The organism is Pseudomonas sp. (genome assembly GCF_030690725.1).
Taxonomy (GTDB): Bacteria; Pseudomonadota; Gammaproteobacteria; order Pseudomonadales; family Pseudomonadaceae; genus Aquipseudomonas.
Genome location: NZ_JAUYGD010000029.1, coordinates 46,789 through 73,263, shown reverse-complemented (window position 1 = coordinate 73,263; position 26,475 = coordinate 46,789). Strand labels below are relative to the sequence as shown.

The 26,475-nt window shown below is 56.5% G+C and carries 22 protein-coding genes and 1 pseudogene; 15 read left to right on the top strand and 8 right to left on the bottom strand.

Translation table 11 applies throughout. The annotated features are described in order from the left end of the window. The 4 genes from Q8O69_RS05510 to Q8O69_RS05495 all read left to right on the top strand — a co-directional run. Positions 1 to 674 (top strand): hypothetical protein (locus Q8O69_RS05510; protein WP_305590221.1); only part of this gene is annotated, 674 nt, incomplete at its 5' end. A gap of 139 nt (positions 675 to 813) precedes the next feature. Continuing rightward, positions 814 to 2,127, top strand: a complete 1,314-nt coding sequence (locus Q8O69_RS05505) for a hypothetical protein (protein WP_305590219.1) — start codon at positions 814 to 816, stop codon at positions 2,125 to 2,127. An 8-nt stretch (positions 2,128 to 2,135) separates the two neighbouring features. After that, positions 2,136 to 3,356: a hypothetical protein gene (locus tag Q8O69_RS05500; RefSeq protein WP_305590217.1), complete on the top strand. Its 1,221-nt coding sequence runs from the start codon at positions 2,136 to 2,138 to the stop codon at positions 3,354 to 3,356. A gap of 1 nt (position 3,357) precedes the next feature. Further along, positions 3,358 to 4,404 (top strand): hypothetical protein, encoded by a 1,047-nt coding sequence (locus Q8O69_RS05495; RefSeq protein ID WP_305590215.1) that lies wholly within the window; start codon positions 3,358 to 3,360, stop codon positions 4,402 to 4,404. 154 nt (positions 4,405 to 4,558) lie between these two features. On the opposite strand, the gene istB is transcribed toward Q8O69_RS05495, so the two are convergent. The 5 genes from istB to Q8O69_RS05470 all read right to left on the bottom strand — a co-directional run bounded on the left by istB (position 4,559) and on the right by Q8O69_RS05470 (position 10,644). Next, complete coding sequence (gene istB, locus Q8O69_RS05490; RefSeq protein ID WP_305590213.1) at positions 4,559 to 5,362, bottom strand: IS21-like element ISPst3 family helper ATPase IstB; 804 nt, start codon at positions 5,360 to 5,362, stop codon at positions 4,559 to 4,561. Then, the gene (gene istA, locus Q8O69_RS05485) at positions 5,355 to 6,854 is read right to left on the bottom strand and encodes an IS21-like element ISPst3 family transposase (RefSeq protein WP_305590228.1); all 1,500 of its coding nucleotides are present in this window, start codon (positions 6,852 to 6,854) and stop codon (positions 5,355 to 5,357) included. The genes istB and istA overlap by 8 nt, the downstream gene beginning before the upstream one ends. A gap of 431 nt (positions 6,855 to 7,285) precedes the next feature. After that, positions 7,286 to 7,663 (bottom strand): hypothetical protein, encoded by a 378-nt coding sequence (locus tag Q8O69_RS05480; protein WP_305590211.1) that lies wholly within the window; start codon positions 7,661 to 7,663, stop codon positions 7,286 to 7,288. A 168-nt stretch (positions 7,664 to 7,831) separates the two neighbouring features. Beyond that, positions 7,832 to 9,118, bottom strand: coding sequence for a site-specific integrase (locus Q8O69_RS05475; protein ID WP_305590209.1), 1,287 nt, complete (start codon positions 9,116 to 9,118; stop codon positions 7,832 to 7,834). After that, positions 9,115 to 10,644, bottom strand: a complete 1,530-nt coding sequence (locus Q8O69_RS05470) for a tyrosine-type recombinase/integrase (RefSeq protein ID WP_305590207.1) — start codon at positions 10,642 to 10,644, stop codon at positions 9,115 to 9,117. Before Q8O69_RS05470 ends, Q8O69_RS05475 begins: the two co-directional genes overlap by 4 nt. A 46-nt stretch (positions 10,645 to 10,690) precedes the next feature. Between Q8O69_RS05470 and Q8O69_RS05465 the strand changes: the two are divergent. The 3 genes and pseudogenes from Q8O69_RS05465 to Q8O69_RS05455 form a co-directional block, all read left to right on the top strand. Further along, positions 10,691 to 10,978, top strand: a pseudogene (locus tag Q8O69_RS05465) (arylesterase); the annotation flags it as partial. A 58-nt stretch (positions 10,979 to 11,036) separates the two neighbouring features. Further along, the gene (locus tag Q8O69_RS05460; RefSeq protein WP_269380922.1) at positions 11,037 to 11,318 is read left to right on the top strand and encodes a hypothetical protein; all 282 of its coding nucleotides are present in this window, start codon (positions 11,037 to 11,039) and stop codon (positions 11,316 to 11,318) included. A gap of 75 nt (positions 11,319 to 11,393) precedes the next feature. Beyond that, entirely contained in the window at positions 11,394 to 12,347 is a 954-nt protein-coding gene (locus Q8O69_RS05455) for a L,D-transpeptidase family protein (RefSeq protein ID WP_305590204.1), read from the top strand. 211 nt (positions 12,348 to 12,558) lie between these two features. Here the strand turns inward: Q8O69_RS05455 and oprI are convergent, their stop codons facing one another. Next, positions 12,559 to 12,810 carry an outer membrane lipoprotei OprI gene (gene oprI, locus Q8O69_RS05450; RefSeq protein WP_090242095.1) on the bottom strand — a complete coding sequence of 84 codons (252 nt, stop codon included), beginning with the start codon at positions 12,808 to 12,810 and terminating at the stop codon, positions 12,559 to 12,561. A 519-nt stretch (positions 12,811 to 13,329) separates the two neighbouring features. Between oprI and Q8O69_RS05445 the strand changes: the two genes are divergently transcribed. After that, a complete protein-coding gene (locus Q8O69_RS05445; RefSeq protein WP_305590202.1) occupies positions 13,330 to 13,611 on the top strand; it encodes a GNAT family N-acetyltransferase in 282 nt (93 codons plus the stop codon). 60 nt (positions 13,612 to 13,671) lie between these two features. Here the strand turns inward: Q8O69_RS05445 and Q8O69_RS05440 are convergent, their stop codons facing one another. Further along, positions 13,672 to 14,406: a phosphoadenylyl-sulfate reductase gene (locus tag Q8O69_RS05440; protein WP_305590200.1), complete on the bottom strand. Its 735-nt coding sequence runs from the start codon at positions 14,404 to 14,406 to the stop codon at positions 13,672 to 13,674. 188 nt (positions 14,407 to 14,594) lie between these two features. On the opposite strand from Q8O69_RS05440, the gene thrH reads away from it, so the two are divergent. After that, the gene (thrH, locus tag Q8O69_RS05435) at positions 14,595 to 15,212 is read left to right on the top strand and encodes a bifunctional phosphoserine phosphatase/homoserine phosphotransferase ThrH (protein WP_305590198.1); all 618 of its coding nucleotides are present in this window, start codon (positions 14,595 to 14,597) and stop codon (positions 15,210 to 15,212) included. A gap of 134 nt (positions 15,213 to 15,346) precedes the next feature. Here the strand turns inward: thrH and pabB are convergent, their stop codons facing one another. Next, positions 15,347 to 16,696 (bottom strand): aminodeoxychorismate synthase component I, encoded by a 1,350-nt coding sequence (gene pabB / locus Q8O69_RS05430; RefSeq protein ID WP_305590196.1) that lies wholly within the window; start codon positions 16,694 to 16,696, stop codon positions 15,347 to 15,349. Between the two features lie 163 nt (positions 16,697 to 16,859). Between pabB and Q8O69_RS05425 the strand changes: the two genes are divergently transcribed. The 6 genes from Q8O69_RS05425 (at position 16,860) to Q8O69_RS05400 (ending at position 26,471) form a co-directional block, all read left to right on the top strand. Continuing rightward, positions 16,860 to 19,574: a LuxR C-terminal-related transcriptional regulator gene (locus Q8O69_RS05425; protein ID WP_305590194.1), complete on the top strand. Its 2,715-nt coding sequence runs from the start codon at positions 16,860 to 16,862 to the stop codon at positions 19,572 to 19,574. After that, positions 19,571 to 22,294: a LuxR C-terminal-related transcriptional regulator gene (locus Q8O69_RS05420; RefSeq protein ID WP_305590192.1), complete on the top strand. Its 2,724-nt coding sequence runs from the start codon at positions 19,571 to 19,573 to the stop codon at positions 22,292 to 22,294. Before Q8O69_RS05425 ends, Q8O69_RS05420 begins: the two co-directional genes overlap by 4 nt. Positions 22,295 to 22,538: 244 nt before the next feature. Further along, positions 22,539 to 22,967: a DUF6160 family protein gene (locus Q8O69_RS05415; protein ID WP_305590190.1), complete on the top strand. Its 429-nt coding sequence runs from the start codon at positions 22,539 to 22,541 to the stop codon at positions 22,965 to 22,967. A gap of 88 nt (positions 22,968 to 23,055) precedes the next feature. Beyond that, positions 23,056 to 23,817 carry a C39 family peptidase gene (locus Q8O69_RS05410; protein WP_275962568.1) on the top strand — a complete coding sequence of 254 codons (762 nt, stop codon included), beginning with the start codon at positions 23,056 to 23,058 and terminating at the stop codon, positions 23,815 to 23,817. A 38-nt stretch (positions 23,818 to 23,855) separates the two neighbouring features. After that, a complete protein-coding gene (locus Q8O69_RS05405; protein WP_305590188.1) occupies positions 23,856 to 24,860 on the top strand; it encodes a transporter in 1,005 nt (334 codons plus the stop codon). 18 nt (positions 24,861 to 24,878) lie between these two features. Beyond that, positions 24,879 to 26,471, top strand: a complete 1,593-nt coding sequence (locus Q8O69_RS05400) for an outer membrane protein transport protein (RefSeq protein ID WP_305590186.1) — start codon at positions 24,879 to 24,881, stop codon at positions 26,469 to 26,471. Positions 26,472 to 26,475: the final 4 nt, after the last annotated feature.

Genomic DNA, 26,475 nt, shown 5'->3' with positions numbered 1-26,475 from the left:
GGCGCTGTGTCGGGCTCCATCATGTCTTTGCTGTTCTTGAGCATGGCATGTATCCCTGCATTGATTTTGAGGTTCCTTACAAGCGACTGCTCCTAATGGCAGCCATTCCTCGAAATAAGTATGTGGCTGAACTGACTCGGATTGAAGACAGCGATTGCATTGCTGCTTGGCTGCGGCTTCACTTGCCTGATAGCGTCGTAGCTAGGCGCCTGGAGGATGTCGATATCTGTGCTTTGGTAAGCCTTTATACTGAGCATGACAAGGTCTACATTCCAACGCCGTTTTTCATCGAAATCGTCCGGGCTTATGTCGATAATCCAGGGCGCGAGTATGCGCAGGTGTGTGCTCATTGGCTGAATGTGTTTGTCACAAGCCGACACCCTAGTAGTCCTCAATATTCATGGCCGGATAAGCATCTGAGCCCCAATTCATTGCTTTCGCTCCTTATGCATGATGATGAGCCGCAACTTGAAGGCTACGAAGGCCAAAAACTGGTGCCCGACTTTATCGGTGCCAGCATTAAGATGCTCGTAGAGCGCCTGGGCGTTGATTCTTGCGGGATATTGAGCGACTCAGGGGTTCTCGGCTATCGCTACCTGTATGGCACTGAGCAGGCACTGAAGAAATACCCCGCAGGAAAGGGTCTATTCCTGAGGAATGACATGTCGCTGTAGGTGCTGGTGCAGCAATTTTTGATCGGCGATGAGACCCTCCGTGCGCATCACTTATCGATGCGCTTTCCGACAAAATCATTGACATTTTGTCAATATATGCCTATGCTTTAGATCAGTTAAAGCATCCGGCAGCGATAAAATGATCAATCTTTTGTTCGGTAAGTACGGCACTCAAGAGCAAACCCTGCTGGATCAGCGGAATGAGCGGGAGACGCGTGAAGACCTGGTTAATTCCATCCTGTATAGATCAAAAGCTGCCAGGGATGATCTTGATGATTCCTTGGATGGCAATAAAAATAAGCTGCGGGATGCGTATCTTTGGGCGTTCCTCGCGTTTGTCTTATTTGCTTTTGTAGTTACTATTCTAGTCATGTCATTTATTCCTGAGTTTGGGGTGGTTGATACCTCAATCGCTGGGGTCTTTGTGCGCCTAATTCTATTTGCTTGCGTGGCCCCGCCTTTTTACTATGCGCTTAAAAATCTTTCAATAAAGCGCAAGGCTGTTTTTGAGATTAAGGGGCATAAGTACCTAATTTCAAAAATTGCTCGTAACGTAAGTGTTGACTACGATATTTTCTCCCTGGTTCAGTGTTCTATTCAGGGTGTATTGCTGTTTGTTTTTGAGGGGAGGTCAACCTATATAGCATTCAAGGGCGAGGATCTTGGTTTGTTGGAGTTGCGCTCAAAAAGCGGCTCGGAAGAAGTGGTTTTTTCATTCGTTCCTCTGAACGCGGCCCTGTCGCTGAGTGCCAAAGAAGGCGCCAAGCTTCCCTTTTTGTGTAAATCTGTCGACATGAAAAGCATGTTTAGTGCGATGACTCCGGCCATGTACGATGCTATTGATTTTGACGTGCCCTATAAAAAACAGTTATTGATGGCAGCTATTCCCTGCAATAAATTCGTGGCTGAACTTACAGAAATCGAAGACCCTGAACTAGTTTCTCTTTGGCTTCGCAATCATTTTCCTTCAAATGCAGCTGCTGAAAGCATTGGTGATGTAGACGTTGCCGCTTTATCGAGTCTGTATAAGTCTGGGATTCGTGTATATGTCCCAACGCAGTTCTTTGTTTCTATCGCTAGCGCATATCTTCACAATGATGGTGATCGCTACGTAGATGCTTACATTAAATGGCTAAGCGTGTTTACTGAAAGTCGAAATAGAATGTTGCATACGCCTGGAGATTACGCTCGTAAAAAGGGCTTGTATGCCCTGCTGTCATGGTTCAAGGATGATGCCTGCCCTGAGCTTGAAGGTTATTCGGGTGCTCTGCTGGTGCCTGATTTCACTGCGGTGGTGGTCAAAATGATTGTTGACCGCGTTGGCATTGATTACAAGGAACAGGCTGGTGAAATGGCGATGCTGGGTTATCGCTATCTGTATGGTACAGAGCAGGCGCTTGAGAAGTACCCGGATGGCAAACGTCTGTACCTGAAAAGTGACCTTTCGCTGTAGGTGATCAAATGAGCCCTTATTCCGATCAAAAAAACCACGGAAGCCTGTTTTTCCAGGGCAAGCGTGAAGACAAGCGTCGCCTTCATGGTCGAATGGCGATTGATTCTTCGATTAAATGGTTTGTAGCTGCTTCGGTGGCTGCGGGTATTTTTGCGATATGCGTAGTGCTGGCGATTGGCGTCGCCAATGCTCTGATTATTCCACTCTTGGTGGCGGCTACCTTCTCGGTCATTGCTGGTCTTGTTAAGGCCAGGCACCAGGCTCGCTTTTACCATGAGGTTGGCCCCCACCGCGCAATGGTGAGCCGCTCTAAAAAGGAAATCCTGGAAAAATTTTGCGTGCACGTTAGGCTGGAAACACTTACCACCAGGCCACTCTTTGGTCGAACAGCCGTTTCAACCACCTACTACCTCGCTGACTTGATTGGTGGCGAGCGAATCAGTGAAGGCACGCGCGCCTATTGCATTCTCTTCATCCGCACATCGTCTGATGGCGGCAGTCCAACCCATGGCTTCCTGTGGCTTAATGAGGCGCTGTCTGATGCATTTGGGCAACATCACAACGTCCCTAGGGCTGTTGGAAAAGCATGCCTTGCTGTCATCGAGAAAAAACACCTGCCCGTCATTTCATTTTCAGGTGAGTCAGGTAAGCGAGTGGCCATTGCGATGATGCCACAACGCCCGTGGCTGATGATGTATGTGCCTGCCTATGACGAAGAGATCATGGCGGCGTGGGTAGCGTGTCATTTGAGCGATATTATGCAAGGTGAGGCATTTGACACCAAAAATATGATCAAAAAGGTAGCTGAGAATCTTCATCGCTTGCCTACTGGGCGCCTTCTGCCTGTTGATCTTATCGTGCGACTGACGGATTACTGCACCAGCGATGAAGGTGTTCATTGCCTGGAGGGGTTTTACCGATGGTTTTGGCTGACAACCCGCAGGCCCTCATCCAAGCTCATGCGCAAGCTGAATGACAATGCGTGGATGCTGACCCACTGTGTGTCGGGCGTGTCGGCTCCCTCTGAGGTGGCTGGGCACGATGAATCAGTTCATGAAGCCTTCTGCCATGTGGTTAAGTCGATCATTCAGCGCGTAGGGCTTTCGCCTAATGCGAGTGATTACAAAGGTGCGGCAGTTGGTTATGCGAGACTGTTTGGGGCTGAAGCTGCAATGGCGCGCTTTCCTGATTCGGGGCGTCAGATTCTGATGGATGACTTTGGAATTTAAGGTGAATGAGTCCTTCGCTGCTCGAAGATACGAAAACCGTCTTTTTGGTGGGGAGTATCAAGAAAGGCTGCGCGCTGAAGAATCAGCTGATCGCTTGATTGCCTTGCTAATCAGCGGGGTTATTCTTTTTGGCTTACTGGCCATGGGATTGGCAATGGAATGTGAATACTCCAGTCCTTGGTTTGTTCCTGCGCTATTGGCGTCCTTGGTCGCTGGCGTTGCGTGCGTTGCGTGCGTGGCTGGATCAGTCTACGTCGCTCGAAGGTATGATATTGAGAGCAATCATCGAAAAATGGCCATAGCTTCAGGGTCAAAAATTCTCCAGTCTATTCAGATTCAAAAAACCCTTAAAACCATTACCACTTACTCTGTTTCTTTTGGTTGTTGGTGCTCAACCTCCTACTTCCTCTCTGAATTAAAGGGATTTAGTAGGACTGGTGATCCCAATGTGACCTATGGAATTCTCTCGATTGGTTCATCCTCATCAGGTTATGATGTGACTCATCGCTTTGTGGAGATTAACGAAGCGCTTGGAGATGCATTCTCAAGTGAACAGATCATTCCAAGAGTTATTGGAAGTGCATGTGTGGCGGCGATGGACGGTGAACATCTTTCTTCTATTTCAATAGCAGGTGAGTCCGGTCAAAGGGTTGCAATCGCTATGATGCCTAGGCATCCGGGGCTGATGAAATACATCCTGGACTACAATGCAGAGGTGATGGTCGTATGGGTAAAGACACAACTACCCATCTTTAAGAAGAATGAAAAAATTAACACTGAGAACATCGTTCAGAAGGTTGCTGAAAATCTTCATCGCATGGTTCCCGTTCGAGGTCTTCCTGCAAATTTGATCATTCTTCTCGCGGATTATTGTACGTCCGATGACGGTATTCATTGCCTGGATGCTTTTTATTCGTGGCTCTGGGCGGTATCTGGTAATCGGTCATCCACATTTATTCCCAGCATTGCTGACAACGCGTGGTTATTGCAGGAGTGTGTGCGCGTGTCTGTTGGCGCTGATGGAAAATTGACCCACCCTGCCGATTGAAATTTGACCCAGGGCGGATTGCTGATTTTGTTACCAGCAACTGTGGATAAGTCTACCAGCGCAGCTGCTGTTGCCCCCACTCCTTCGCTAGCCCAGTTCAGTTGTTTAAGACCTGCCACACGCAGCCATGTAGCAGGCCGTCGTCGCCATGAAATCAGAACGGCTCATCGTCCTCCGGTTCCTGGCCGCCCTTACGCTTTCGCTCCCGTGATTTGATCTTGGCCTGGGCCGCCAAGCTACTGTGTTGCAGGCGATAGGACTCGTTACCGGTTTCGACGATGTGGCAGTGGTGCGTCAGCCGATCCAGCAGAGCTGTGGTCATCTTGGCGTCGCCGAACACGCTCGACCATTCGGCGAAGCTCAGGTTGGTGGTGATCACCACGCTGGTGTGTTCGTACAGCTTGGACAGCAGGTGAAACAGCAACGCACCGCCAGCCTGGCTGAACGGCAGATAACCCAGTTCGTCGAGGATGACCAGATCCATGCGCAGCAGTGCCTGGGCGATCCGCCCGGCTTTGCCGTCGTGTTTTTCGCGCTCCAGCAGATTGACCAGATCGACCGTGGAGTAGAAGCGCACGCGCTTGCCATGCCGGGTGATGCCGGACACGGCCAGCGCGGTGGCTAGGTGGGTTTTACCGGTGCCTGGCCCACCGATCAGCACCACGTTCTGCGCGGTGTCGGTAAAGCTCAGATTGGCCAGCTCGCTGATCAAGCGAGCGTCGGCGCTGGAGGCGCTGAAGTCGAAGCCGGCCATATCGCGGTGCATCGGCAGCTTGGCCATGTTCATCTGGTGGCTCACCGAGCGCATGGCGCGATCTGTGTGCTCTTGTTCCAGCAGGTGTTCGAGCAGCCACTTGGACGAGGCTGTGTTCGACTCACCCTGTGCAGTTAACTCCGCCCAGGCCGTGGCCATGCCGTGCAGGCGCAGCTCCTTGAGTTCCGCCATCAAATCACGCATGACCGACCTCCTCGGCCTGGCCACGCAGGCGGTCGTAGCGCGCCGTGTTAGCGACGGGGGCTTCCTTGAGCGACAAGTGGGTTTCGACGCTGGGTGGTGGTTCGGATGCTGTCAGCCGTGCCACGACATTGAGGATGTGTTCGGCGCTCAGGCTGCCGCTCTCCAGTACCAGCTCAACGGCTACCAGCACGGCATCGAGCCCGGCGACCGGTACGGCAGCCAGAACTTGCGCCATGATCCGGTCACCGCCGGCATGACGCCCCAGACCGTGCTTAAGCTGACGCAGCGGCGCCGGCAGATCAGCAAAGGGCGCGCCGTTGCGCAGCGCACCGGGCTTGCGTTCGATCAGCGGGAGGTAGTGCTGCCAGTCATAGCTGACCTGGTCGCGATCCAGCAAGCGGACATGGCTGGCGATCAGCGCGTCGTCAGCCACCACCTCGATTCGCGTCGGATACAAACGGCTGCTGACCCACTTACCCGCGTACTCACACGGCACCGAGTAGCGGTTGCGCCCGACGCTGACCAGACAGGTGCTGGAGACCCGCGCAGGCCGCTCGACGTAACCGTCGAATGGCGCTGGCACAGGCATCAGTTCAGCGCGCTCCAACTCCAGCACTTCGGCCACACTCAGCCCGCTGTATTGAGGGTGCGTCAGCTCGCTCCAAAGCGCGCGGCAGCGCTGGCCCAGCCAGGCATTGAGTTCCTCGAAGGAGTGAAACTGACAGTCCTGGGCGTCTAGCCAGATACGCCTGCGGCTGTCTTGCACGTTCTTTTCAACGATGCCCTTTTCCCAACCAGCGGCGACGTTGCAGAAGTCCGGATCGAACAGGTAATGCGCGCACATCACCGCAAAGCGTGCATTCACCGCCCGGCCTTTGCCCTTATTGACCTTGTCGACGGCGGTCTTCATGTTGTCGTAGATGCCCCGGCGCGGCACGCCGCCCAAGGCGCCGAACGAGCGTGTATGGGCGTCAAATAACATCTCATGGCCCTGGCTCGGATACGCCACAAGCCAGAACGCACGGCTGGCACACAGCTTCAGATGTGCCACCTGCATACGCCGGTAAATGCCGCCGACCAGCAAGCCTTCCTCGCTCCAGTCAAACTGAAACGCCTCGCCAAGAGCAAAGGTCAGCGGCACAAAGGCCTGCGACGCCTTGCCCTGTCCCCCTCGCCAGGCACGGATAAACGCGGTGAGCTGGCTGTAGCCACCGTCATAACCTTCGGCTTTGATTTGCGCCAACAGCGCCTTGGCACTGCGCCGCTGTTGCTTGGGCCGCAGCGAATCGGCCTTTAGCGCCTGCTCCAGCGTGGTGTGAAAAGGGCTGAGTTTGTTGAAGATCGCGCGGCGTTGGTAGACCGGCGGCTTGGCCTCAGGTGCTCTGACCCACTTGCGAATCGTGTTGCGCGCCAACCCGGTGCGCTTGGCTATCTCATGCAGCGACAGCTTGTCGCGGAAATACATCCGGCGGATTTTGCCCATCATTTCCATACTGATCACCCTGTGTTCTCCTGCTCAAAAATTGAGCAGAAGCAGTTGAACACCTGGGTCAGTTTTCAGTCGGCAGAACAGCCTCTACTGGGTCAGTTTTCGGTCAGCGGCAACAAGTTAAGCCTCTACCTTGATAAGGGTTAACATTTTCTCCAGCTGAGAATTTTCTTGCCAGGCTTGTTAAGCCACGCTGCGCACTTGATTGGAGTTTGGACTTTGATAGCTTTTCGGATAACAAAACTTTGCGCGGCATGGGGTCGACATAGCGACACCTGAAGTCCAGCCACCTATTCAGGGGGCAACTTAGATTGTCTTCTTCCTGTTTAAACCTAAGTTCAAACTTCTTGATCAGGGTTAATGCAATCTCATCTGCGTTTTGTTGGAAGATTTCATTTGTACTTGGCATTCAAGTCCCTTGGCAGCCCAGGCCCTCAGTAGAAGAGTTTGAACAACCCGAAGATTCCCAGAGCAACAAAAATATAAAAGACAGCCTGCACGCCTTTGCTCGTAACCTTTTTGTTGATCACGAATAGCTCGTCATAGAAGTGCTTAGCAAATGTCTCAAGGTCGGAAGACATGGGGCTACCGTAGTTTGCAAGCAGCTCGCAGGCCTCCCCATACCTAACCTTTGCAACATTCATGACGCGCTCATAGCTGTCGTCGAGCTTGATATGGTCCTCTATGAAGGAGTTCCACGCCATGATCCGAGCTGTTTTCTCGCTTTCTGAAAACCCGTGATCCAACGCGGCAGCCCGAGCATGTAGCTGAGTATTTACCTTGCCGAGGCCATAGAGTTCGAGATTTTGCATTTCAATCCTTGAATGGGCATTTGTGGCCTCATTATGCCGCCTCAAGCCCAGTCTTCAAGTTGTCCCCGACACTGCGGAGCGTGCCCCTGGAGGAGTAGTCGGTAGGGCTGTGGCCAGTGATGTCGTAGAGGTGGTGATCCTCATCAGAGAGAAGACCACCATCCACATTTAGACCTCGAAGGACTCCTTGAGAGCATCTTCGAGTTTCCCAATAGCCAGACGCATATCGCCCCCATAGAGGTCGAAGGTGATCGTCTGGGAGCTGTGCCCAAGGATGTCCTGGGCGATGCTCACTTGTACCCCGTGGTGTTTCATCAGGGACGCCAGGGAGTGCCGCAGGGAGTGGAACGTCAAGCCTTCACCGGACTCCAGATCAAGGATGTCCCTCAGGGTCTCATTGAGTACCCGAGTGAAGTTGTGGCTTGTACGATCAAACAACTTGTCAGGGCATGACTCAACGTACCCAAGGAAAGCCTTCAGGTCGAACCCGTAGGCCCCATCCACGAGAGGCACAAGGCGCTTAGAGTGCTTGTTCTTCAGGGACTTGTTCCCGGTCTCGTTGAGGTCGATGACAACCGTGTCGCCTACCTTACGGACATCCGCCTTGGTCAACTGGTAGACCTCCCCGATGCGAGCCCCGGTGATGACCCCAATGGACATCGCCCAGCGCTTCCACGAGTCTTCTGGGAGCTGGCCCATGGCTGACATCACCTTCTTAGCCTGCTCAGCAGAGAAAGCCTTACGGTCGCTCTCAGCGCCTTTGCTGATCTTTAGACCCTTGTTGTAGGTCTTTTCGAGATACCCACTGTTCACCGCCCAGGTAAAGATCGTGGATATACGGGTGAGCAGCTTGTTCACTGTGAGCGGCTTACGGCCTTCCATCAGTGTGGCCTTCAGCTTGGTCATATCCTCCCGAGTGTGGGTCCTCAGGTCCAGCTCCTGGCCGTTAGGGTCAGTGAGTGCAGCCGTTAGGGTCTTGCAGCAGCTCTTCATATCCCTAAGGGACGCTGGCTTTAATTGATCAGCCTGCTCAGCGAGGTACAGGGTCGATAAGTGGCTGAAGGTGAGCCCGGCTGTGGGCGCTTTCTGATCCTCTACAAGGGCTTCAGCGGGCCTTGCTCTTTGCGACGCTGGCAGGTGCTCGCCGAGCGGCCATAGAAGGGTCCTGGGGAAGTCCCGCCAATCAGGCCCATCATTGTTGTGTAGGTCGAAGTCAGTCATCAGCCAATGCGACACACCATTGCACCTGAAGCACCGCGCAGCATCTATGGGGTCATCATGGGTGCGTCCAGGCTCACCGCTGGGAAAGTCGGGGTATAGAAAACCGTATTCGACATCAGCCGCTTGGTGGCAATGAGGGCAAAAGAAGATGCCTATGGGGTTGGACATCCCTTCAGCGTCATAGCTGGCCCTCAGTGCCGCAGCTTCAGCGCTTACTGTGACGAAGGCATTCATTGTGCTGCTCCCATCAGCCCCTGCTGAATCGCCTCGTATGCCTTCTGAAGCGGGATGTCTGACCCATAGCCGTCATAGGTGATCGTCCGCGAGGCATGCCCGGTGACTGCCTGGGCGAAAGCAACAGGAACCCCTGCGGATTTCATTGAGGAGACCAGATGGTGCCGCAGTGAATGGAGCGTCTGGTTCTCGTCCAGGCTTTCCCCGAGAACTTTCCTGAGCAAAGTCCCGAGCGCCTTACTGCCTCGTGCTGCCTTCGCTGCGGCGTCCGTAGGCCTTGGTCGTCCGTCCTTGGTCCTCAGGAAGTCTTGGTGGTCAGAGGGTAGGGCGTTCGCTTTGACTGCCGTTAGGAACGCTGTGAGGTCGAACCCCAAGGCACCACCCACAAGAGGAATCCTGCGGATACTGTGCTTGTTCTTAACCGACTTCTCTCCGGTCTGTTCGTTGATGTCGATGCACCAATATCCATCCACATTCTGAACATCGACTTTGGTTAGCTGACAGATTTCACCAACACGTCCCCCGGTAATCGCAAGAAGAGACAAAGCCCAGCGCTCCCAGGAGTCAGCAGGCATCCCTCCTGCATGATCCATAAGGGCGACTACCTGCTCCCGTGAGAAGGCTTTGCGTGAGCTGTCCGCCCCTTTGGTGAACTTGAGTTTGGTGGTGTAGGCCTTGGCCAAGTGGTCGTTACGGACACCCCAGCTCAGCACGGTAGTAAGGTTTTGAATCAGGCCGTTTACTGTCGAGGCCATACGGGTCTCAGCCAGATTTCCCCTCAGTTTCACAAGGTCGTCTCTGGTATGAACCCTGAGGTCAGCTACACCGATGGCCTCGAAGGCCCTTTGGATGACCTTGTGGTTGTTCAGCAGGCTTGTCCGTGTGGAGTCCTTTAAGTCGGCGCTGTGCTCGGCCATGTAGCTGTCCGCCAACTTGTCCCACGCCAAGGGTTCCTTAGAGGTGCCTACAGATAGGGAAGGGGAAGCAAGGGCGTGACTATCAATGGCGCTTCTTTCATTGAGGTCGTCAATGATTCTTACAAGATCGTCTGGCTGACCATGTAGGCGAGCTTGTGCGGCCTTTAGTATCTGCTGGCCGACACCTAATGCACGCTGCTGGTCCACATTCAGGGATGCCTTAGCGCTTCCTTGAGCCAGGGCAGACCTAACTTCGTCGTAGATCATGCTGTAGGCCACCAGCGACTCATCACCGTGGGCCATTGATAAGCACTCCTCTGCGATCACAATGAGCTGCGCCTTCAGCTCGTCCCAGGTTGCTTGAGGTTGATCAAGGTGAAAGACGGCGAGAGCCCGGAGGATGTCCTTCGAGAGTTCCATTGCAGTGGTCCGGTCTGTAGTGCGAAGAGAAAGGGTGAAGGTGACGAACGGTCGGCCTTTGGGGCGGAAGCGGAGGTAATAGCGCCCATTGCGTCTGTAGTGCCAAGGCTTAGCCAGTTGGGTGGCCAGTTTGAGCGGGGCGTTTTCTAACAGATTTCTAACGGTTTTGGCATGCTGCTGAGTGGTCATCGTCTGGAACCCTTGAATTTATGGGGTTCCTTTCCTTCAAGGGGGATTGCAACAAAACCTTGCGGCCATGGTTCAGGCATCGCAGCAAAAAGGCGCCAAGGTGCTGATCCTGGGTATGCAGCTACCGCCGAATTACGGTGTGCGTTACACCACAGCGTTCGCTGAGGTGTTCCCCAAGGTGGCGCAGGAGCATGACGCCGCCCTGGTGCCTTTCGTGCTGGAGGGCGTAGGTGGTGTGCCTTCGCTGATGCAGAACGATGGCATTCATCCTACTGCCGAAGCGCAACCCAAGCTGCTGGAAAACGTCTGGCCGACCCTGAAACCTTTGCTCTGACAGGCTTTTCTGTAACGTGCCTTTCGGCTAATGTGGCGGCCCCGTACTGGAGCCCTCAATGCCGCGCCCTGCCTGGTCCTTGCATGCCTACCAACTGATCGAGCCTGACGAGCAGCTTGACCTGTTCGCCTGCCGAGAAGTGCGCGTGCATCTGTTAGCGCGCCAGCTTGAGTTGGGGCAGTTTGCCGACCGTACGTTGTGCGGCGGTTTGCTGCCTGCGCAGCCAGTATGGCGTGACCTGGATAAGACGATGCTGCGTGACAAACGCTTGTGTCCGGCGTGCCGGGCCACACTTGAGGCGCAGAAACGCGGTGATCGCCCAGCATTGCCGGGGCGTTGAGCTATCCAAGCCGCTGATCAATCGGTGTACAATCGCCTCCTACTTTTACCAACCATTTTCGTCAGGAATTTCCGGATGTTGTCGCGTGCCTTTGCCGTCACCCGCTGCCTGCCGCTTGCCGCTGTCTTCGCGGTAGCGTCTGCCAATGCTCTTGAGTTGCCTTTGCCGCCGCCTGGCGAGGATGTGGTTGGCGAGATTCGAGTGGTCAAGGCCAAGTATGAAGACACCTTCGCTGACTTGGGCGTGGCCAATGATTTGGGTTATCTGGAAATGGTGGTGGCCAATCCAGGTGTTGATCCGTGGCTGCCGGGCGAAGGCACCGAGATCATCCTGCCGACGCGTTACATCCTGCCGCCTGGCCCGCGTGAAGGTATCGTGATCAACCTCGCCGAGTACCGGCTGTACTACTACCCGAAAGGTCGTAACGTGGTTTACACCTACCCACTGGGTATCGGTCGTGAGGGCTGGAGCTCGCCGGTTGCCAATGCGCGGATCACCGCCAAAACGCCGAACCCTGGCTGGACGCCGCCTAAGTCGATCCGCGAAGAGCATGCTGCCGATGGCGACCCGCTGCCGGCGTATGTGCCGCCAGGCCCGGATAACCCGCTGGGGCCATACAAGATGGGCTTGTCGGTGCCGGGTTACCTGATCCACGGCTCGAACAAGAAATTTGGTATCGGTATGCGCGTCAGTCATGGCTGCTTCCGCATGCTCAACCATAACGTGCTGAAGTTGGCGTCGATGGTGTCGGTGGGCACTTCGGTGCGCATCATCAACGAGCCTTACAAGTTTGGTCGCAGCGGCGGCAAGGTCTATCTGGAAGCGCACGCACCTTTGGATGATACCGGTGATGCTTCGGTCGTCGATAAGCACACTGCTGTAATCAATGCGCTGCTGAAAAATGATCAGTTTGCTGATCTGCGCCTGGACTGGGAAATGCTGCGCGAAGTGGTCGCTGCTGAAGATGGTTTGCCGGTTGAAATTGCTCAACCTGATCAGGCCGTGGTGGCGACTGAGCCTGCTATCTGACTTCAGTCTGTGCAAAAAGCCCGTTATGCGTAAGCGCTGACGGGTTTTTTATTGCCCGCCATCCCTGACGGCCACCCTTCGGGCCGTCGCTGCGCGACGTTAAAAATTGCTTCAGACAATTTTTTATTGTCTGTTGAAGAGTGAGCTTTTTTCTGAGCAATAAAAAAGCCGACCCAGAAACTGGGTCGGCTTGTCATAGCCTTGTGAGCTATTACTTGCGGCTGGCTTTTTCCAGCATACGCAGAGCGCGCTCATTGGCTTCGTCAGCAGTTTGCTGAGCCTTCTGAGCAGCAGCCATAGCGTCATCAGCCTTACGGTAGGCTTCGTCGGCACGGGCTTGAGCGCGAGCAGCTGCATCTTCAGTTGCAGTCAGACGAGCTTCAGTTTCTTTGGACATGCTGCTGCAACCGGTAGCCAGAACTGCGGCCAATGCCAGAGCAGAGAATTTCAGAACGTTGTTCATCGTGTTCCCCTTGAGGTGGAGTTTTTCCATAAAAGCAATTTCCTGATGGTAGGAAATTAGCCGGCGTACATACTACCTGTAACTTGTAGTAAGTAAACGGAGGCAAGGCAAGCCGCCAGAGTTTTTTTCTGCTTAATGCATAGCCGGCCACTTAATGGGTATCTTTTGGTTAAAAAACAATCAGTTCTAGAGCGTTTGGCAGTTCTTTGCGCAGCGCTTACTGTCACTTTGTAGCTGCGCCGACTGTGGAAAGTGGCTGGGAAATGATGCCGGTAGTATGCCGAACATCAAATGCCGAATGGCGCAGGCATCTAGAAGCGTTGCCGGCAGAGGCAATGTTTTGCTTGTGCGGGTGTCAGAATGCCTTGCTAGGCGATCTAAGTTATTGATTCGCGTGACCTCGCAGGTTTTGGCCTGATAAGCTCGGAATAATTGCCTACAACTTAATAGGTGCAAGATGCGGTAACCCGATGGCTGCAGAAGCGAGAGCGGGTTGCGCGAGTTAACAGAGGAGTTGCGATGAGCGAGGCGTTGTCCATTCACCATGATCTGGCAGGCCATCAATTCGAGACCACAGTGGATGGTGATCGTGCATACCTGGCTTATATGGACCTGGGGAAGCAAACCCTGGATATCTATCGCACCTTCGTGCCCAACTCGTTGCGTGGGCGCGGGATAGCAGCCGCGTTGACCGAGCATGCGCTGCAGTATGCCGAGCGCCTGGGTTACACGGTGATTCCCTCGTGCTCCTATGTGGAGCGTTATATGGTGCGCCGTCAGCGCCGGACAGATAAGAATTGAGTGATCCGAGTAACAAAAAGGCCAGTCACTGACTGGCCTTTTTTATATCTGCCTTTGTTATCAGATCTTGGCAATCAGATTGCCAGCATGCAGGCCGCACTCTTTCTGCGTGGCTTCTTCCCACCACCAACGGCCTTCGCGCTCATGTTGATTAGGCAGTACCGGACGGGTACAAGGCTCGCAACCGATGCTGATAAAACCGCGTTCATGCAGGCTGTTATAGGGCAGCTCCAGCATGCGGATATAGGCCCATACATCTTCGCTGCTCATCTGCGCCAGCGGATTGAACTTGTACAGGGTGTTGTCGGCAGTAGAAAAAGCGCCATCGATCTCCACCACAGCCACTTGGCTGCGTGTGCCCGGGCTCTGGTCGCGGCGCTGGCCGGTGGCCCAGGCTTTTACTGTGGCCAGTTTGCGGCGTAGCGGGGCGGTCTTGCGGATGCCGCAGCATTCGCCGTGGCCGTCTTTGTAGAAGCTGTACAGGCCTTTTTCTTTGACGAAAGGCTCCAGTGCGGCGGCCTCCGGCGAGAGTATGTCGATGCTGATGTTGTAGTGCTCGCGCACCTGATCGATAAAACGGTAAGTCTCTGGATGCAGGCGGCCGGTGTCGAGGCTGAAAACTTTGACGTTCTTGTTGATTTTCCAGGCCATGTCGACCAGCACCACATCTTCCGCGCCGCTGAAGGATAGCCACAGTTCATCGCCAAAATGTTCGAAGGCGAGCTTGAGAATATCCTGGGGCGACTTGTTGGCGTAGGTTGCCGCCAGTTCGGCTGCATCGAAGGGGTGGCTCATCGGGCTGAATTCCTAGTTATGGTGACGTCGCGCGTCTTGTGTGGGGATGGTAGCAAAAGCCGGTTATACGACTAAATAACCAAGTGCCGTAGCAGACCTCTGATTTGGGTATAAACCTCTGCGTTGCAGAGCTTTGGGGGAGCGGCTAGAGTGCCGCCTCTCAAATAAATCCAAGCTAGGAGTGTCCTGTGGAAATCGCGTGTCTCGACCTGGAAGGCGTGTTGGTCCCGGAAATCTGGATCGCCTTCGCGGAAAAAACTGGCATCGAATCGCTGAAAGCGACCACCCGGGATATTCCGGACTATGACGTGCTGATGAAGCAGCGCCTGCGCATCCTGGACGAGCACGGCTTGAAGCTGTCCGACATTCAGGAAGTGATCGCCACGCTCAAGCCGCTGGAAGGCGCGGTGGAGTTTGTCGACTGGTTGCGTGAGCGTTTCCAGGTGGTGATTCTTTCCGACACTTTCTACGAGTTCTCTCAGCCGCTGATGCGTCAGTTGGGTTTCCCCACACTGCTGTGCCACAAGCTGATTGCCGATGAAACCGATCGGGTGGTGGATTACCAGCTACGTCAGAAAGATCCCAAGCGTCAGTCAGTCATCGCCTTCAAGAGTCTCTACTACCGTGTGATTGCGGCGGGTGACTCATACAACGACACCACCATGCTCAGCGAAGCCCACGCCGGCATCCTGTTCCATGCGCCGGACAACGTGATTCGCGAATTCCCGCAATTCCCTGCGGTACACACCTATGAAGACCTCAAGCGCGAGTTCCTCAAGGCATCCAATCGCCAGCTGAGTTTGTAATCAGCTTGGCATTGAAAAACCCGCTCAGTTGAGCGGGTTTTTTGTGGCCTGCCATCCATGGCGGCCACCCTTCGGGCCGTCGCTGGGCGACGTCAAAAACTTCTCCCGGAAGTTTTTTGTGCCTGCTGTTCAGGTCAGTCGCAGAACTGCTCCAGCGTTTCCAGCAGCACTTTGACCTTGGTAATCGACTCCTGGTATTCGGCCTGGCCGTTTGAGTCGGCGACGATGCCGCCGCCGCCCCAGCAGCTGATCTGCCCGTCCTTGGCCAGCAGGCTGCGGATGGCGATTGAACTGTCCATTTCGCCGCGCACATCCAGATACAGCAGCGAGCCGCAATACAGTGCGCGGCGGGTCGGTTCCAGTTCGTCGATGATCTGCATCGCGCGGATCTTCGGGGCGCCGGTTATAGAGCCGCCGGGGAAACTGCCGGCGATCAGATCCAGCGCATCCTTGTCGGCCGCCAGTTCGCCGGTTACGGCGCTGACCAGGTGATGCACATTGGGGTAGCTTTCCAGGGCGAAGAGTTCCGGCACTTGCACCGAGCCCACTCGGCAGCTGCGGCCCAGGTCATTGCGCAGCAGGTCGACAATCATCAGGTTTTCCGCGCGATCTTTGTGACTGCTTAGTAGGGCGTCGGCTTGCGCCTGGTCCTGCTCTGGGTCGGCGTGGCGTGGACGGGTGCCCTTGATCGGTCGGGTTTCCACCTGGCCTGCGCTGATGCGCAAGAAGCGCTCGGGCGACAGGCTGATGATCGCACCGCCGCCTGGCAACGTCTGATAACCCGAAAAGGGCGTCGGGCAGGCGGCGCGCAAGGCCTGGTAGGCGGTCCACGGCGAGCCCTGATAGCCCGCGCGAAAACGCTGGGCAAAGTTCACTTGATAGCAGTCTCCGGCCTGGATATAGGCCTGAATACGCGCAAAGCACTGCTGGTACTCGGCTTCGCTAATGTCGGACTGAAAGCGTTCCAGTAGCTTGAATGGTTGCGGCGTAGGTGCTGCCAGCGTGGTGAACAGAGCAGTCAAGCGCTGGCGTTCGCCAACGTCCAGGCTTGGTTGAAATACCAACTGGCTGCGTTGTTGCTGGTGATCGGTAACCAGTGCCCAGGCGTAAACGCCAAAGCGAGCGTCCGCCAGATCCAGGTCGTCAATGGCCTGCGCTGGCAGCTGTTCGAGCCGGCGGCCGAAATCGTAACTCAGGTAGCCAATCAACCCGCCGACGAACGGGAGTGGATTATCTGCCGGTGCTTGGCATTCGCCGAGGCCTGCAAGGCTCTGGCGCAGGCGTTGCAGGAAAGCGTTGGCCGTTTCGTCAGGCGTCGGCGCCAGCTCTGCCAATGGCCAGGCGCTGATAAGGTCATAGCGTCCACGCTGCGCGGTCGGCCGCCCGGCATCCAGCAGAATGGCACCGGGTGCGTGCATGACGCAGCTGAAGTAACGCGAAGGGTCTGCGAGGTAGGGCAGAGCCTGTACAAGGCAAGTAGGCATATGGCAGGTTCAAGGTGCGCGGATGCCGATTGTAGAACGTCGCCAACATTCATCCTAGAGCTTGCGCGTGGGTTTACTCGGGACGCTGCCGCTCATTAGTATGGGTATGTCCCCGGATGTTCGATGTGACTCATAAAACAATAATTACTACGGGATCAAGGCCATGGATGAAGTAATAAATCCTGCCGCTGGGAGCCTTTTGCGTGCCAAGCTGATGCCACCCCAGGCCTCTACGGATTACCTGGTCAGGCCGCAGCTTGAAGCTGCCTTGTGCGCTAACCCCCATGCGCGCGTGCTGCTATTGGCAGCCCCGGCCGGCTTTGGCAAAACCAGTGCGCTGGTCGCACTGGCCCATGCCCGCGAGCAAGGTGGTCAGGCGGTTGCCTGGCTGTCGCTTGGCCCAGGTGACGATGAGCCATCGCGGTTTCTGCTGCAGCTGATCGATGCGCTTTCTCGCCTGTTGCCAGGCTTTGGCGCAGAAGCCCTGGCTTATCTGCAGAACACCATGCGGGTGCCGGTATCCGCTGTGATGGAAAGCCTGCTGGTCGACCTGGCGCAGCTGGAAAACCCGCTGCTGCTGGTGCTCGATGACTTGCACCTGATTCAGGACGCCGAGTTGCTCGGCGCGTTGAATCGCCTGATCAAATTCGCTCCCGAAGGCTTTACCCTGGCCATCGGCAGCCGCTCGCAACCGGCGTTAAACCTGGCCACCCTGCGCGCCAAGGATCTGCTGGTGGAGATTGGTGAACAGGAATTGCGCCTGAGCAAGGCGGAAACCCGCGATTACCTGCAGCGTTGCGGTCTGCAACTGGATGCCGTGGCGTTTTCCGCGCTGTACAGCCAGACCGAAGGCTGGATGGTGGGTGTGCACCTCGCCAGCCTATGGTTACGCCATCAGCCCCAGGCCGCCGCGCAGATTGCCGATATGGGCACTGACCAGGCGGCGGTGGGCGCCTACTTGCTGCGCAGTGTGTTCGAGCAACTGCCCGCCGATAAGCAGGAGCTGTTGCTGGCCCTGGGCGTGGCGCAGCAGCTCAGTGGTGACCTGGCCAACGCCCTGACCGGGCGACATGACGGTCAGCTTCTGCTGGAAGAGCTGGAAGCCATGCAGCTGTTCCTCCTGCCGCTGGACCGCGAACGCCAGTGGTACCGCTTTCACAATCTGTTTGCCGAGTTTCTGCGCGGCCGCCTGAAAGAGCGCGACCCCGAGCGTTTCAAGCAGCTGCACTTCAACGCCAGCCTGTGGTTCACCAACCACCATATGCAGAACCTGGCCATCGAGCATGCCTGCCTGGCCGAAGATCCGGAAATGCTCGCGGCATTGGTCGACGGTTGCGGTCTGGAGCTGATCAACCGCGGTCAGCTCAACCTGATCTACAAATGGCGTCAGCATGTGCCAGACGAGATCGCCGAGCGCTTCCCTGTACTGGTACTCGCCGATGTCTGGACCCGCGCCGCCGAGCTGGGCCTGGTGGAAGCCAATCGCATGCTCGATGAGCTGCTTGAGCGTTGGACTGAAGCCAAGCCGGGCGCGCCGTTGAGCGACAAACTGCTGGCAACTCTGGCGATCAAATCAGTCATCGCCTTGCAGAAGGACGATCTACAAACCTGCATAGCTCTGGCTCGGCGGGTTGAAGTGCAGCTGGGCCAACACACTGCCTTTCTCGAAGTGGCGATGCTGATCGTCGGCGCGCTGGCCAATGTGATGATCGGTCAGCCGGATCAGGCCAAACGCTTGCTGGCCCTGGCGCAGCAGCGCAATCACTTCCTCGAGGGGCGCTATCTGGATATGCAGTTGGCCAACGTCGAGGTCTTGCTGAGCCTGGAGCAGGGGCAGATTCGTCAGGCCGAGCTGCTGTTCGCCCAGCTGCGTGCGCGGGTCATACCCTGGTTCTCCGACCGCTCACGGGCCCTGGCGCTGCCGACCATCACCGAAGCCCTGATTGCCTATAACCAGGGCCGTTTGGACGGTATTGAGGAACGCTTGCGCTGGGCGCTGGCCACAGTCGATGTGATCAATCCGATTGATCTCTACGCCCAGGGCATGCTGTGTATGGCCCATGTGCAGCGCATGCAGGACAACCCCAAGGAGGCCTACGCCAGCCTGGTGCTGATGCAGAACCTGGCGGCGCGTAACCAGTCCTGGCGTTTCTATGCCCAGGCGGTGGCCGATGAGGTGGTGCAGATTCTTCAGGAACCGGCTGCGGACCGGCTCAAGCGCGCCGAACAACGCCTCAAGACCGTGGACTGGAACAAGCTGGCCGAGCATTACCAGCACATGCGCTTCAACCCGGTGCTGTGGGTGCGCGGCCTGACCCGTATTCGTCTGCAGCAGGCGCGCGGCCATTACAGCGAGGCGCTGCATGAAATCACTCAACTGCGCGGCATGCTGCTGGATAACTGGCATGGCCTACAGCGCCTACGTCTCGACCTGCTGGCGGCGCTGAGTTATCAGCGCCTGGGCTATCAGGAGCGTGCGCAAAGCCTGTTGGTGCAATGCTTGATCGGTGCCGAGCGCGAGGGCGTGCGCAGCCTGTTTGTCGAGGAGGGCGAGGCCATTCGCCTGTTGCTGCAGCAGCTGGAGGCCGCCGAACGCCAACCCGCGCTACAGGGGTTTATCCGCGGCTTGCTGGCCATCTGGCCGGGCAACAGTGCACGGCAATCTCTGGAAGTGCTTGAGGAGGGGCTGACCGAGCGCGAGCGTGAGGTGGTCTGCCTGGCGGCTCAGGGCATGTCGAATGATGAGATCGGTCAGCAGCTTTCATTGGCCCTCGGTACGGTCAAATGGCACCTGCACAATATTTACGAAAAGCTCAAGGTGCGTAACCGCACACAAGCCATCCGCCGCGCGCGTGAACTGAGTCTTCTTGATCAATGAATAGCCAATCGAAACCCCGTCCGGGCAAATTGCCGTTACTGCGTACCAAGCTGTTTCCTGCTGAATCTGCTGGTCGGCCGTTGCTGGCCCGTGATGCCTTGCTTGATCGGCTGTTCAAGGCCCGCGAGCAGCGCCTGATTCTGCTCAGCGCACCAGCTGGCTTCGGCAAGAGCACGGTGCTGAGTCAGTTTCGTCTGCGTTTGCTGGAGACCGGCGCACGGGTCGCCTGGTTGTCCTGTGATGAAGCCGACAGCGAGCCGCAGCGCTTGCTGCACTACCTGATCGCGGCCATCGAGGCGCAGCTGCCGGGCTTTGGTGCGAGCACCGCACGCCTGCTGCGTGACGACCTGAGCGTGCCGAATGAACTGCTGCTGGATTCGTTTATCGGCGATCTGAAGAGGGTCCAGGGCGACCTGTACCTGATCTTCGATGACTTCCACCGCGTGCGGCATGTCGACCTGGGGCCGCTGGTTAATTATTTCGTCAAACAGGTGCCGGCCAATGTGCGGATGATTGGCAGTACCCGCTACAAGCCGCGCTTTCTTGATGAGCAGCCAGTCATTTCGCCTTGGGCGCTGTGGATCAAAGCTGACGAGCTGCGTCTGACCCGAAGTGAGACTGAAGCCTATTTCCACGAGCTCAAGCAGTTGCGGCTGAGCAGTGCCGAGCTGGATTTGCTGCATCGGCGTACCGAGGGCTGGATTACGGCCTTGCACCTGGTCGCGCTGGCGTTGGCGCGGCAGCCGGAGCGCAGCGGCTTTCTTGCTGGGCTATCCGGCACCGAGCGCAATATCGCCGATTACCTGGCCGAGGACGTGCTGGATCATCTGCCGCAGGATCAGCAGCTGTTTCTCGACCAGACCTCGGTACTTGATGAGTTCAATGCCGAGTTGTGCAACGCCCTGACCGGTCGTACAGATGGCGCGCAGATGCTTAAGCGTTTGCAGACCGCTCAGCTATTTATCATCGCGCTGGACGAGCAGGGCGAGTGGTTCCGTTATCACCATCTGTTTGCCGAGTTTCTCCAGGGCCGCCTGGGCCGTGCGGGCGACCCAACCCATCTGCTGCATGCCGCTGCCCGTTGGTGTGAAAGCCATGAGCTGACCGATAAATCGGTCAAGTACGCCTTGCGCGCACGGGATTACGCCTTTGCCGCCGAGCTGCTGGAGCGCCAGGGCGCGACGCTGATTGCGGGCAATCAGGTGTACGGCATTCTGGCGATCCTCAAGGATGTGCCGGCTGAGGTGATTCGCGAGCACCCGGTGTTCCAGATTTTCTACGCCTGGCAGCTGGCCTTCGAGCAGAAGTACGCCGAAGCCGAAGCGCTGATCGAGGAGGTCAGCACGCGCCTGATGCAGGGGCGTGGCAAGCCGATGCACTTTGGCCTGGCGGTGCTGCTGGCGGTGGCCCAAGTGCTCAAGGCTTTGGTGCTGCTGTATCAGGACAAGCTCGAGGGCGCGCTGAAGGTGGCGCGGCACTGGCTGGCTCTGGTGCCGGATAACCAGCCGATTTTCCGCGCGAGCATGTCCTGCATTCAGGCCGCGGCTTATGCGTTGCTGGGGGAGTTCGGTGATGCGGCCAAATCGATTGCGGTGGCGCGCGACAACCTGGAGCAGGCCGATAGCGAATACCTGCATGCGGTGGTCAGCCTGATCGAAGCACTGATCTGCAAGGAGATGGGCCAGCCCGAGCGCGGCCGGGCCTTGGCGGAAAGTGCGCGGGCGCGGGTTGAGCAAGTGTTCGGTCGCCGCAGTCGGGTAGGCGGGCCGCTGGCCCTGGCTTATGCGGATTTGCTGTATGAGCAGGATCGGCATGCCGCGATCCTTGCCGAGTTGCCACTGGCGACCACCTGGCGTGATGTGGCCACGCCGATTGAGCTGATCAGTCGCGGCAAGCTGGTGATGGCTAAGGCGCGGTTCTTTGCCGGCGAGGGCGAGTCGGCCCTGGCGGAGCTGGATGAATGGCTGGCCGGTTTGCATGGCCCAGGTTATGAGCGGGTATACGCCCTGGGTATGAGCTGCAAGGTGCAGTTTCTGCTGTGGCTGCGTAAGCCTAACGAGGCCGAGCGTACTTGCCTGCAGTTACAGCGCCATCTGGCGGTATTGCCGCCTGGCCGTTATGCCGATGCGGAAACCGTGCAGGTGTTATCAGAAGCGCGCCTGGCCTTGTCCGAGCGCCGTGCCGACAAGGCGCAAGCGGTGCTTGAGGTCTGCCTGGCCAAACAGACGGCCGAGCATCAGCGTGATCGGCGCCTGCGCCTTTCCTTGTTACTTTCTGTGGCGTACTGGCGCAAAGGTAACAGCGACAAGGCCTTTGCCTTGCTCAAAAGCACGGTCGAAGACGCCTGGGCCAGCGGTTACCGGCGTATGTTTCTGGATGACGCACTCTGGCTGCTACCGCTCTGGGACGCCTGGCACAGCGCCGAACCCAAGCGAGCCAGTGCCTGGCAAGGGCTGGCCGAACAGCTGCGTGAGCAATGCCGTCGATTGTCTATCGACCTCGAAACTTTCGATGAAAATCAAGATGTTAGCCATCGTGAGCGAGAAATTCTGCGCTTTGTCGCGGCCGGTTTGTCGAACCGCGATATCGCCCAGGCGGTGCATTTGTCAGAGGCCACGATCAAATGGCACCTGCACAACCTGTTCGCCAAACTGGGCGTGCGCAGCCGTACGCAAGCGGTATTGAAGGGTAAGAGCCTAGGGTTGTTGAGCGAGGCCTGAGCGTTGGCTGGCTGATTGGCGCCAGATGGGCGCTCCATCCCTTGGATGGGCTGGCAGCCAGGGCATGCACCAGTAGTTTTAACGTCAGGACGAGAAGCATGGTGCTTCACGATTCCAAGCCTGGCGCGAATAGGGAAGCAGTGTCAGACCTGGTGAGCGGCGCACGCCGCTGTAGCTGAGACGGACAGGAGTCCAGAGCAGCCTGCCGGGGACAACCCATTAGTGAACTGTGGAGACAATAACAATGAAAACCCTCAAGCAACTGGCCCTGGCCACCGCTGTTCTGGCTGTTCCTTTCATGGCTCAGGCTGAGCTCAAGGCCATGGACGACAGCTCTCTTTCCTCCGTAACGGGTCAGGCTGGCCTCAGTATTTCCGGTAGCTTCAACGGCAGCATCGGCAAGATCAGCTACATCGATGATGGTAATAGCCTGAATCTGGAAACTGTTGCCTTCACTGGTTTCAACATTTCTGACACGGCGCCGGTCATGGTCGACGTAGTGAGCACTGACATCGGCGGTACGCAAACCCAGCAACTGCAGATCAGCCTGCCGGCCATCACTGGCGAGCTGAGCGTCGGTGCCATCCGTCTTGGCACTGGTGCCAGCATTGGCGGCTTGGCGATCAACGACATGAACATGGCGGGCACCACTGTAAAAGTCTGGGGCCACTAAGTTCGCTTAGTTGTTGCGTGTGATGAAAAGTCTTACCGGTTTTGGCCGGTAGGACTTTTCTCTTGCTGGATAGGAGTGCGGTTGGCTGATGATCGAGATTCTGCTGGGCAGCCTGATCGGTGTGTGGGGCTTTACCGAAGCGGTGGATACCAAGCCGCCGACACCGGGGACCGTGCATATCAATCAGCATTTGCTGCCAAACGGGCCCTTGCGTGAGACGGTGACACTTGAGCCGTTGAGTCAGTTGCAGTTTCGCAACGTGATTCGTCAGGCCTATGACTACAGCTGCGGTTCGGCTGCCTTGACCTCGCTGCTGGATTATTTCCTCGGCCGTAACCTGCAGGAACGTCAGGTGATGGAAGGCCTGCTGCAGTTTGGCGAGGCGGACAAGATCGTTGAACGACGCGGTTTTTCCCTGCTCGACATGAAGCGCTTTGTCACGGCACTGGGCTACAAGAGTGGCGGTTTCCGCGCGGCTTTTGCCGATCTCGACGCACTTGAGCATCCGGCCATCGTGCCGATTGAATATGCCGGCTTCAAACACTTTGTGGTGGTACGCGATGTGTACAACGACCATGTGTTTGTCGCGGACCCGGCGCTGGGCAATATCAGTTTTACCCGCACGCGTTTTGAGGAAATCTGGGATCAGAACGTGCTGTTCGTGATTTTCCCCAACGGCAATGAACCGCCGAATGCCCTGGCCTTGAGCGAGCAGGATCTGCGCATCATTGATGATCGCACCATCAGCTTGCTGGCATTTCGCGAGTTTCCGCAGATGACCAAATTCACCGAGAACCAAGCCACAGAGCTTGGCTCCGATGGCGATATTCGCTATATCCGACGCAAGTAAAACGCCCGGCATAACAATAAATATTTGGGGGCTGCGCCATGAGAGTTTTGCATTATGTATGGCTGGCCATACTGGCAGGGGCTGCCAGTTCAGCGGTAATGGCCGACCCGGCTTCGGTCGATCAGGCTCGTGAAGCCTTGAGCAAACAGGAAGATGACGCCGACAGCGCCAAGGCGCTGGAAGAGGTGTTTCAGGCTGCGGAAAAAAGCTACACCTTGCTGAAAAAGGGCGAACGAACCCTGACCTATGGCTTCGATTACTCGCTGCTGCGCGATACGGTTATTGAGACTGTGCGCACCGGTAACAACGTATTCAGTGTGATTGGCCAGAGCGAGGCGCAGCACACCTTCACCAACTCGTTCACCTTCGATTATGGCGTGTGGGACAACCTGACCTTCAGCGTGCGTCTGCCCATGATCGCCAAGTACGACACCGAACGTGATCTGAATGCCTACAGCCTGGGCGATATCTCCGCCAGTCTGCGTTGGCAGCCCTGGACCTCCTTGCGCGGCAAGCCGGTCACCACTCTTTACGCAACCCTGGGCTTGCCTACAGGCAACAGCCCGTACGACATCAACTCCCAGAGCGACCTGTCTACGGGCAGCGGCACTTATAGCCTGGGCGTCGGGGCAAATATGTCCTATGTGATCGACCCGGTCGTGCTGTTCGGCTCGCTCGGTTACACCTACAACATGCCCATCACCGGTATTGGTCAGGTACGTGGTGGGCGCCTGCTTGAGGAAGTTGATCCCGGTTCGTCATTCTCCCTGAGCATGGGCTTTGCCTACGCCTTGTCCTATGACGTGTCGCTGGCGACCTCTTACCAGATGTCGCATTCGTTAAAGCCGACCTTCACCTTTGCCGACGGCGAAGCCGAGGGCCGCGGGCAAACCAGTGCGGTGATGAACTTCTCGCTGGGCTTGCGTACTTCACCGGATCGCATCGTCAACGTCAGTGCCGGTTTCGGTATGACCGAGGATTCGCCAGATGTGCTGTTGGGCATCTCCATGCCTTTGGATATCAAAGGCCTGAAGGCCCAATAGACGCGAGCGAACCTTCCTATGAACACGCGAATTTCGCTGCTTACGCAGGCGATTTTTTGGGCAGCCTCGCTCTGCAGCGGGCTTGCCCATGCACAATTGGCGCAGAACCTGACGATTGGCAGCCCCAAGGCCATGGCATTAGGCAATGCGGTAACGGCTGATTTCACCGGTATCGATGCGGTGCATTACAACCCGGCGGCATTGAGCAAACTCAAGGGCCGGCAAACGACGGTCAAGTTCATCACCGGGATGATGGATATTCGCGCCGAGTTCGATGCGCCGGCCGGTTATGGCAGCAACTTTCTTGGGTTGAGTAACGATTCGGTGGCCAACTCATCCAGCCGTGCAGGTGCCGCGATGATGTACCTGCCAGGTGTGGGTGGTGCCACTGAATTGCCGATGCTGTTTGCGCCTCTGGCAGGGCTGTCCATTACACCTCCCGGCTCCAAGCTGACCTTCGCCACCAATATGTACACGCCACAGGCGCTTGGTTTCGCCCGTGATGATGACGACCCAGGGCGTTATCAAGGTAAAGAACTGGTGATTCAGCGCCTGACCTATTTCTCTCCATCACTGGCATATCAGGTCAACGATGAGCTGTCGGTAGGGCTGTCTATCGGCTTTTCCCATCAGGCTATGGCGCTTAACCAGGATTTCCGCGCGCCGGGCATCCTCACAGGCTTCGTTGGTGTGGCTCAGGACGCCTTATGTCTTGTGGATGGCAACCCGTTCGAAATATTCCTAAATATCTGTGGCGGTGAGCTGGGGCCTTTCACCGACATCGCCAATATCGACATCGACATGCAGCAGACCCTTTCGCCAACCTGGAACATCGGTTTTCTCTGGGAACCGAGCAACTGGTTTGCCCTGGGCGCGGTGTACCAGAGTGAGGCCAAGATGCGCTTGAAAGGGCGCTATGTGGTGGATTATTCAGAGAACTGGCAGGGCTTCTGGCAAGGCCTGGACAGCTCGTTTATCGGCGCGGTGTTCAATACCCTGACGCCTGACGGTTTGTTCGATAAAGAGCAGGGCAACGTCTCGTTGAACATGACCTACCCGGCGCACTTTGCCACGGGCATCAAGCTCAAACCGCATGACCGCTGGCAGATCAACCTGGATGTGAAGTGGACCGACTATGCGGCCTGGGACAAGTTCGAGCTGGAGTTTGATCGTCAGCTGGACATTCTGACCATTGCCAGCCTGTTCTCCCCGGAGAACGCCACGTCCACCAGCATCATTCTTGACCGCGGCTATGAGTCTGTGTGGAGTTGGGCCGTCGGCGTCGAGTACCAGGTTAATGATCGCCTGAGCCTGCGTATGGGCTATGAGCCACGGCCGTCAGCCATTCCCGGTAACAAGGCCGATGTGCTGGCGCCTTTGGGCGATGCCAAGCTCTATGGCCTCGGGCTGGGTTACCAGTGGGACAAGGACACGGTGATCGATTTGGGCTTCAACTACCTGGTCAGCAAGCAGGACATTCCGGCTCGCTCCAGTTGCAATATCAACTGCTCATCCATCGACAGTATGGTGTACAACCCCTATGCCGATCTGGATGTTAAAACCAGTGTCAAAGCCTATGTGTTGGCGTTGACCTACCGCACCACTTTCTAGGGTT

Coding starts and splice junctions, on each gene's coding strand:
- Q8O69_RS05505 (WP_305590219.1), top strand. CDS start 814: ATGATCAATCTTTTGTTCGGTAAGTACGGCACTCAAGAGCAAACCCTG.
- Q8O69_RS05500 (WP_305590217.1), top strand. CDS start 2,136: ATGAGCCCTTATTCCGATCAAAAAAACCACGGAAGCCTGTTTTTCCAG.
- istB (WP_305590213.1), bottom strand. CDS start 5,362: ATGCGTGATTTGATGGCGGAACTCAAGGAGCTGCGCCTGCACGGCATG.
- istA (WP_305590228.1), bottom strand. CDS start 6,854: ATGGAAATGATGGGCAAAATCCGCCGGATGTATTTCCGCGACAAGCTG.
- Q8O69_RS05480 (WP_305590211.1), bottom strand. CDS start 7,663: ATGCAAAATCTCGAACTCTATGGCCTCGGCAAGGTAAATACTCAGCTA.
- Q8O69_RS05475 (WP_305590209.1), bottom strand. CDS start 9,118: ATGAATGCCTTCGTCACAGTAAGCGCTGAAGCTGCGGCACTGAGGGCC.
- Q8O69_RS05470 (WP_305590207.1), bottom strand. CDS start 10,644: ATGACCACTCAGCAGCATGCCAAAACCGTTAGAAATCTGTTAGAAAAC.
- Q8O69_RS05460 (WP_269380922.1), top strand. CDS start 11,037: ATGCCGCGCCCTGCCTGGTCCTTGCATGCCTACCAACTGATCGAGCCT.
- Q8O69_RS05455 (WP_305590204.1), top strand. CDS start 11,394: ATGTTGTCGCGTGCCTTTGCCGTCACCCGCTGCCTGCCGCTTGCCGCT.
- oprI (WP_090242095.1), bottom strand. CDS start 12,810: ATGAACAACGTTCTGAAATTCTCTGCTCTGGCATTGGCCGCAGTTCTG.
- Q8O69_RS05445 (WP_305590202.1), top strand. CDS start 13,330: ATGAGCGAGGCGTTGTCCATTCACCATGATCTGGCAGGCCATCAATTC.
- Q8O69_RS05440 (WP_305590200.1), bottom strand. CDS start 14,406: ATGAGCCACCCCTTCGATGCAGCCGAACTGGCGGCAACCTACGCCAAC.
- pabB (WP_305590196.1), bottom strand. CDS start 16,696: ATGCCTACTTGCCTTGTACAGGCTCTGCCCTACCTCGCAGACCCTTCG.
- Q8O69_RS05425 (WP_305590194.1), top strand. CDS start 16,860: ATGGATGAAGTAATAAATCCTGCCGCTGGGAGCCTTTTGCGTGCCAAG.
- Q8O69_RS05420 (WP_305590192.1), top strand. CDS start 19,571: ATGAATAGCCAATCGAAACCCCGTCCGGGCAAATTGCCGTTACTGCGT.
- Q8O69_RS05415 (WP_305590190.1), top strand. CDS start 22,539: ATGAAAACCCTCAAGCAACTGGCCCTGGCCACCGCTGTTCTGGCTGTT.
- Q8O69_RS05410 (WP_275962568.1), top strand. CDS start 23,056: ATGATCGAGATTCTGCTGGGCAGCCTGATCGGTGTGTGGGGCTTTACC.
- Q8O69_RS05405 (WP_305590188.1), top strand. CDS start 23,856: ATGAGAGTTTTGCATTATGTATGGCTGGCCATACTGGCAGGGGCTGCC.
- Q8O69_RS05400 (WP_305590186.1), top strand. CDS start 24,879: ATGAACACGCGAATTTCGCTGCTTACGCAGGCGATTTTTTGGGCAGCC.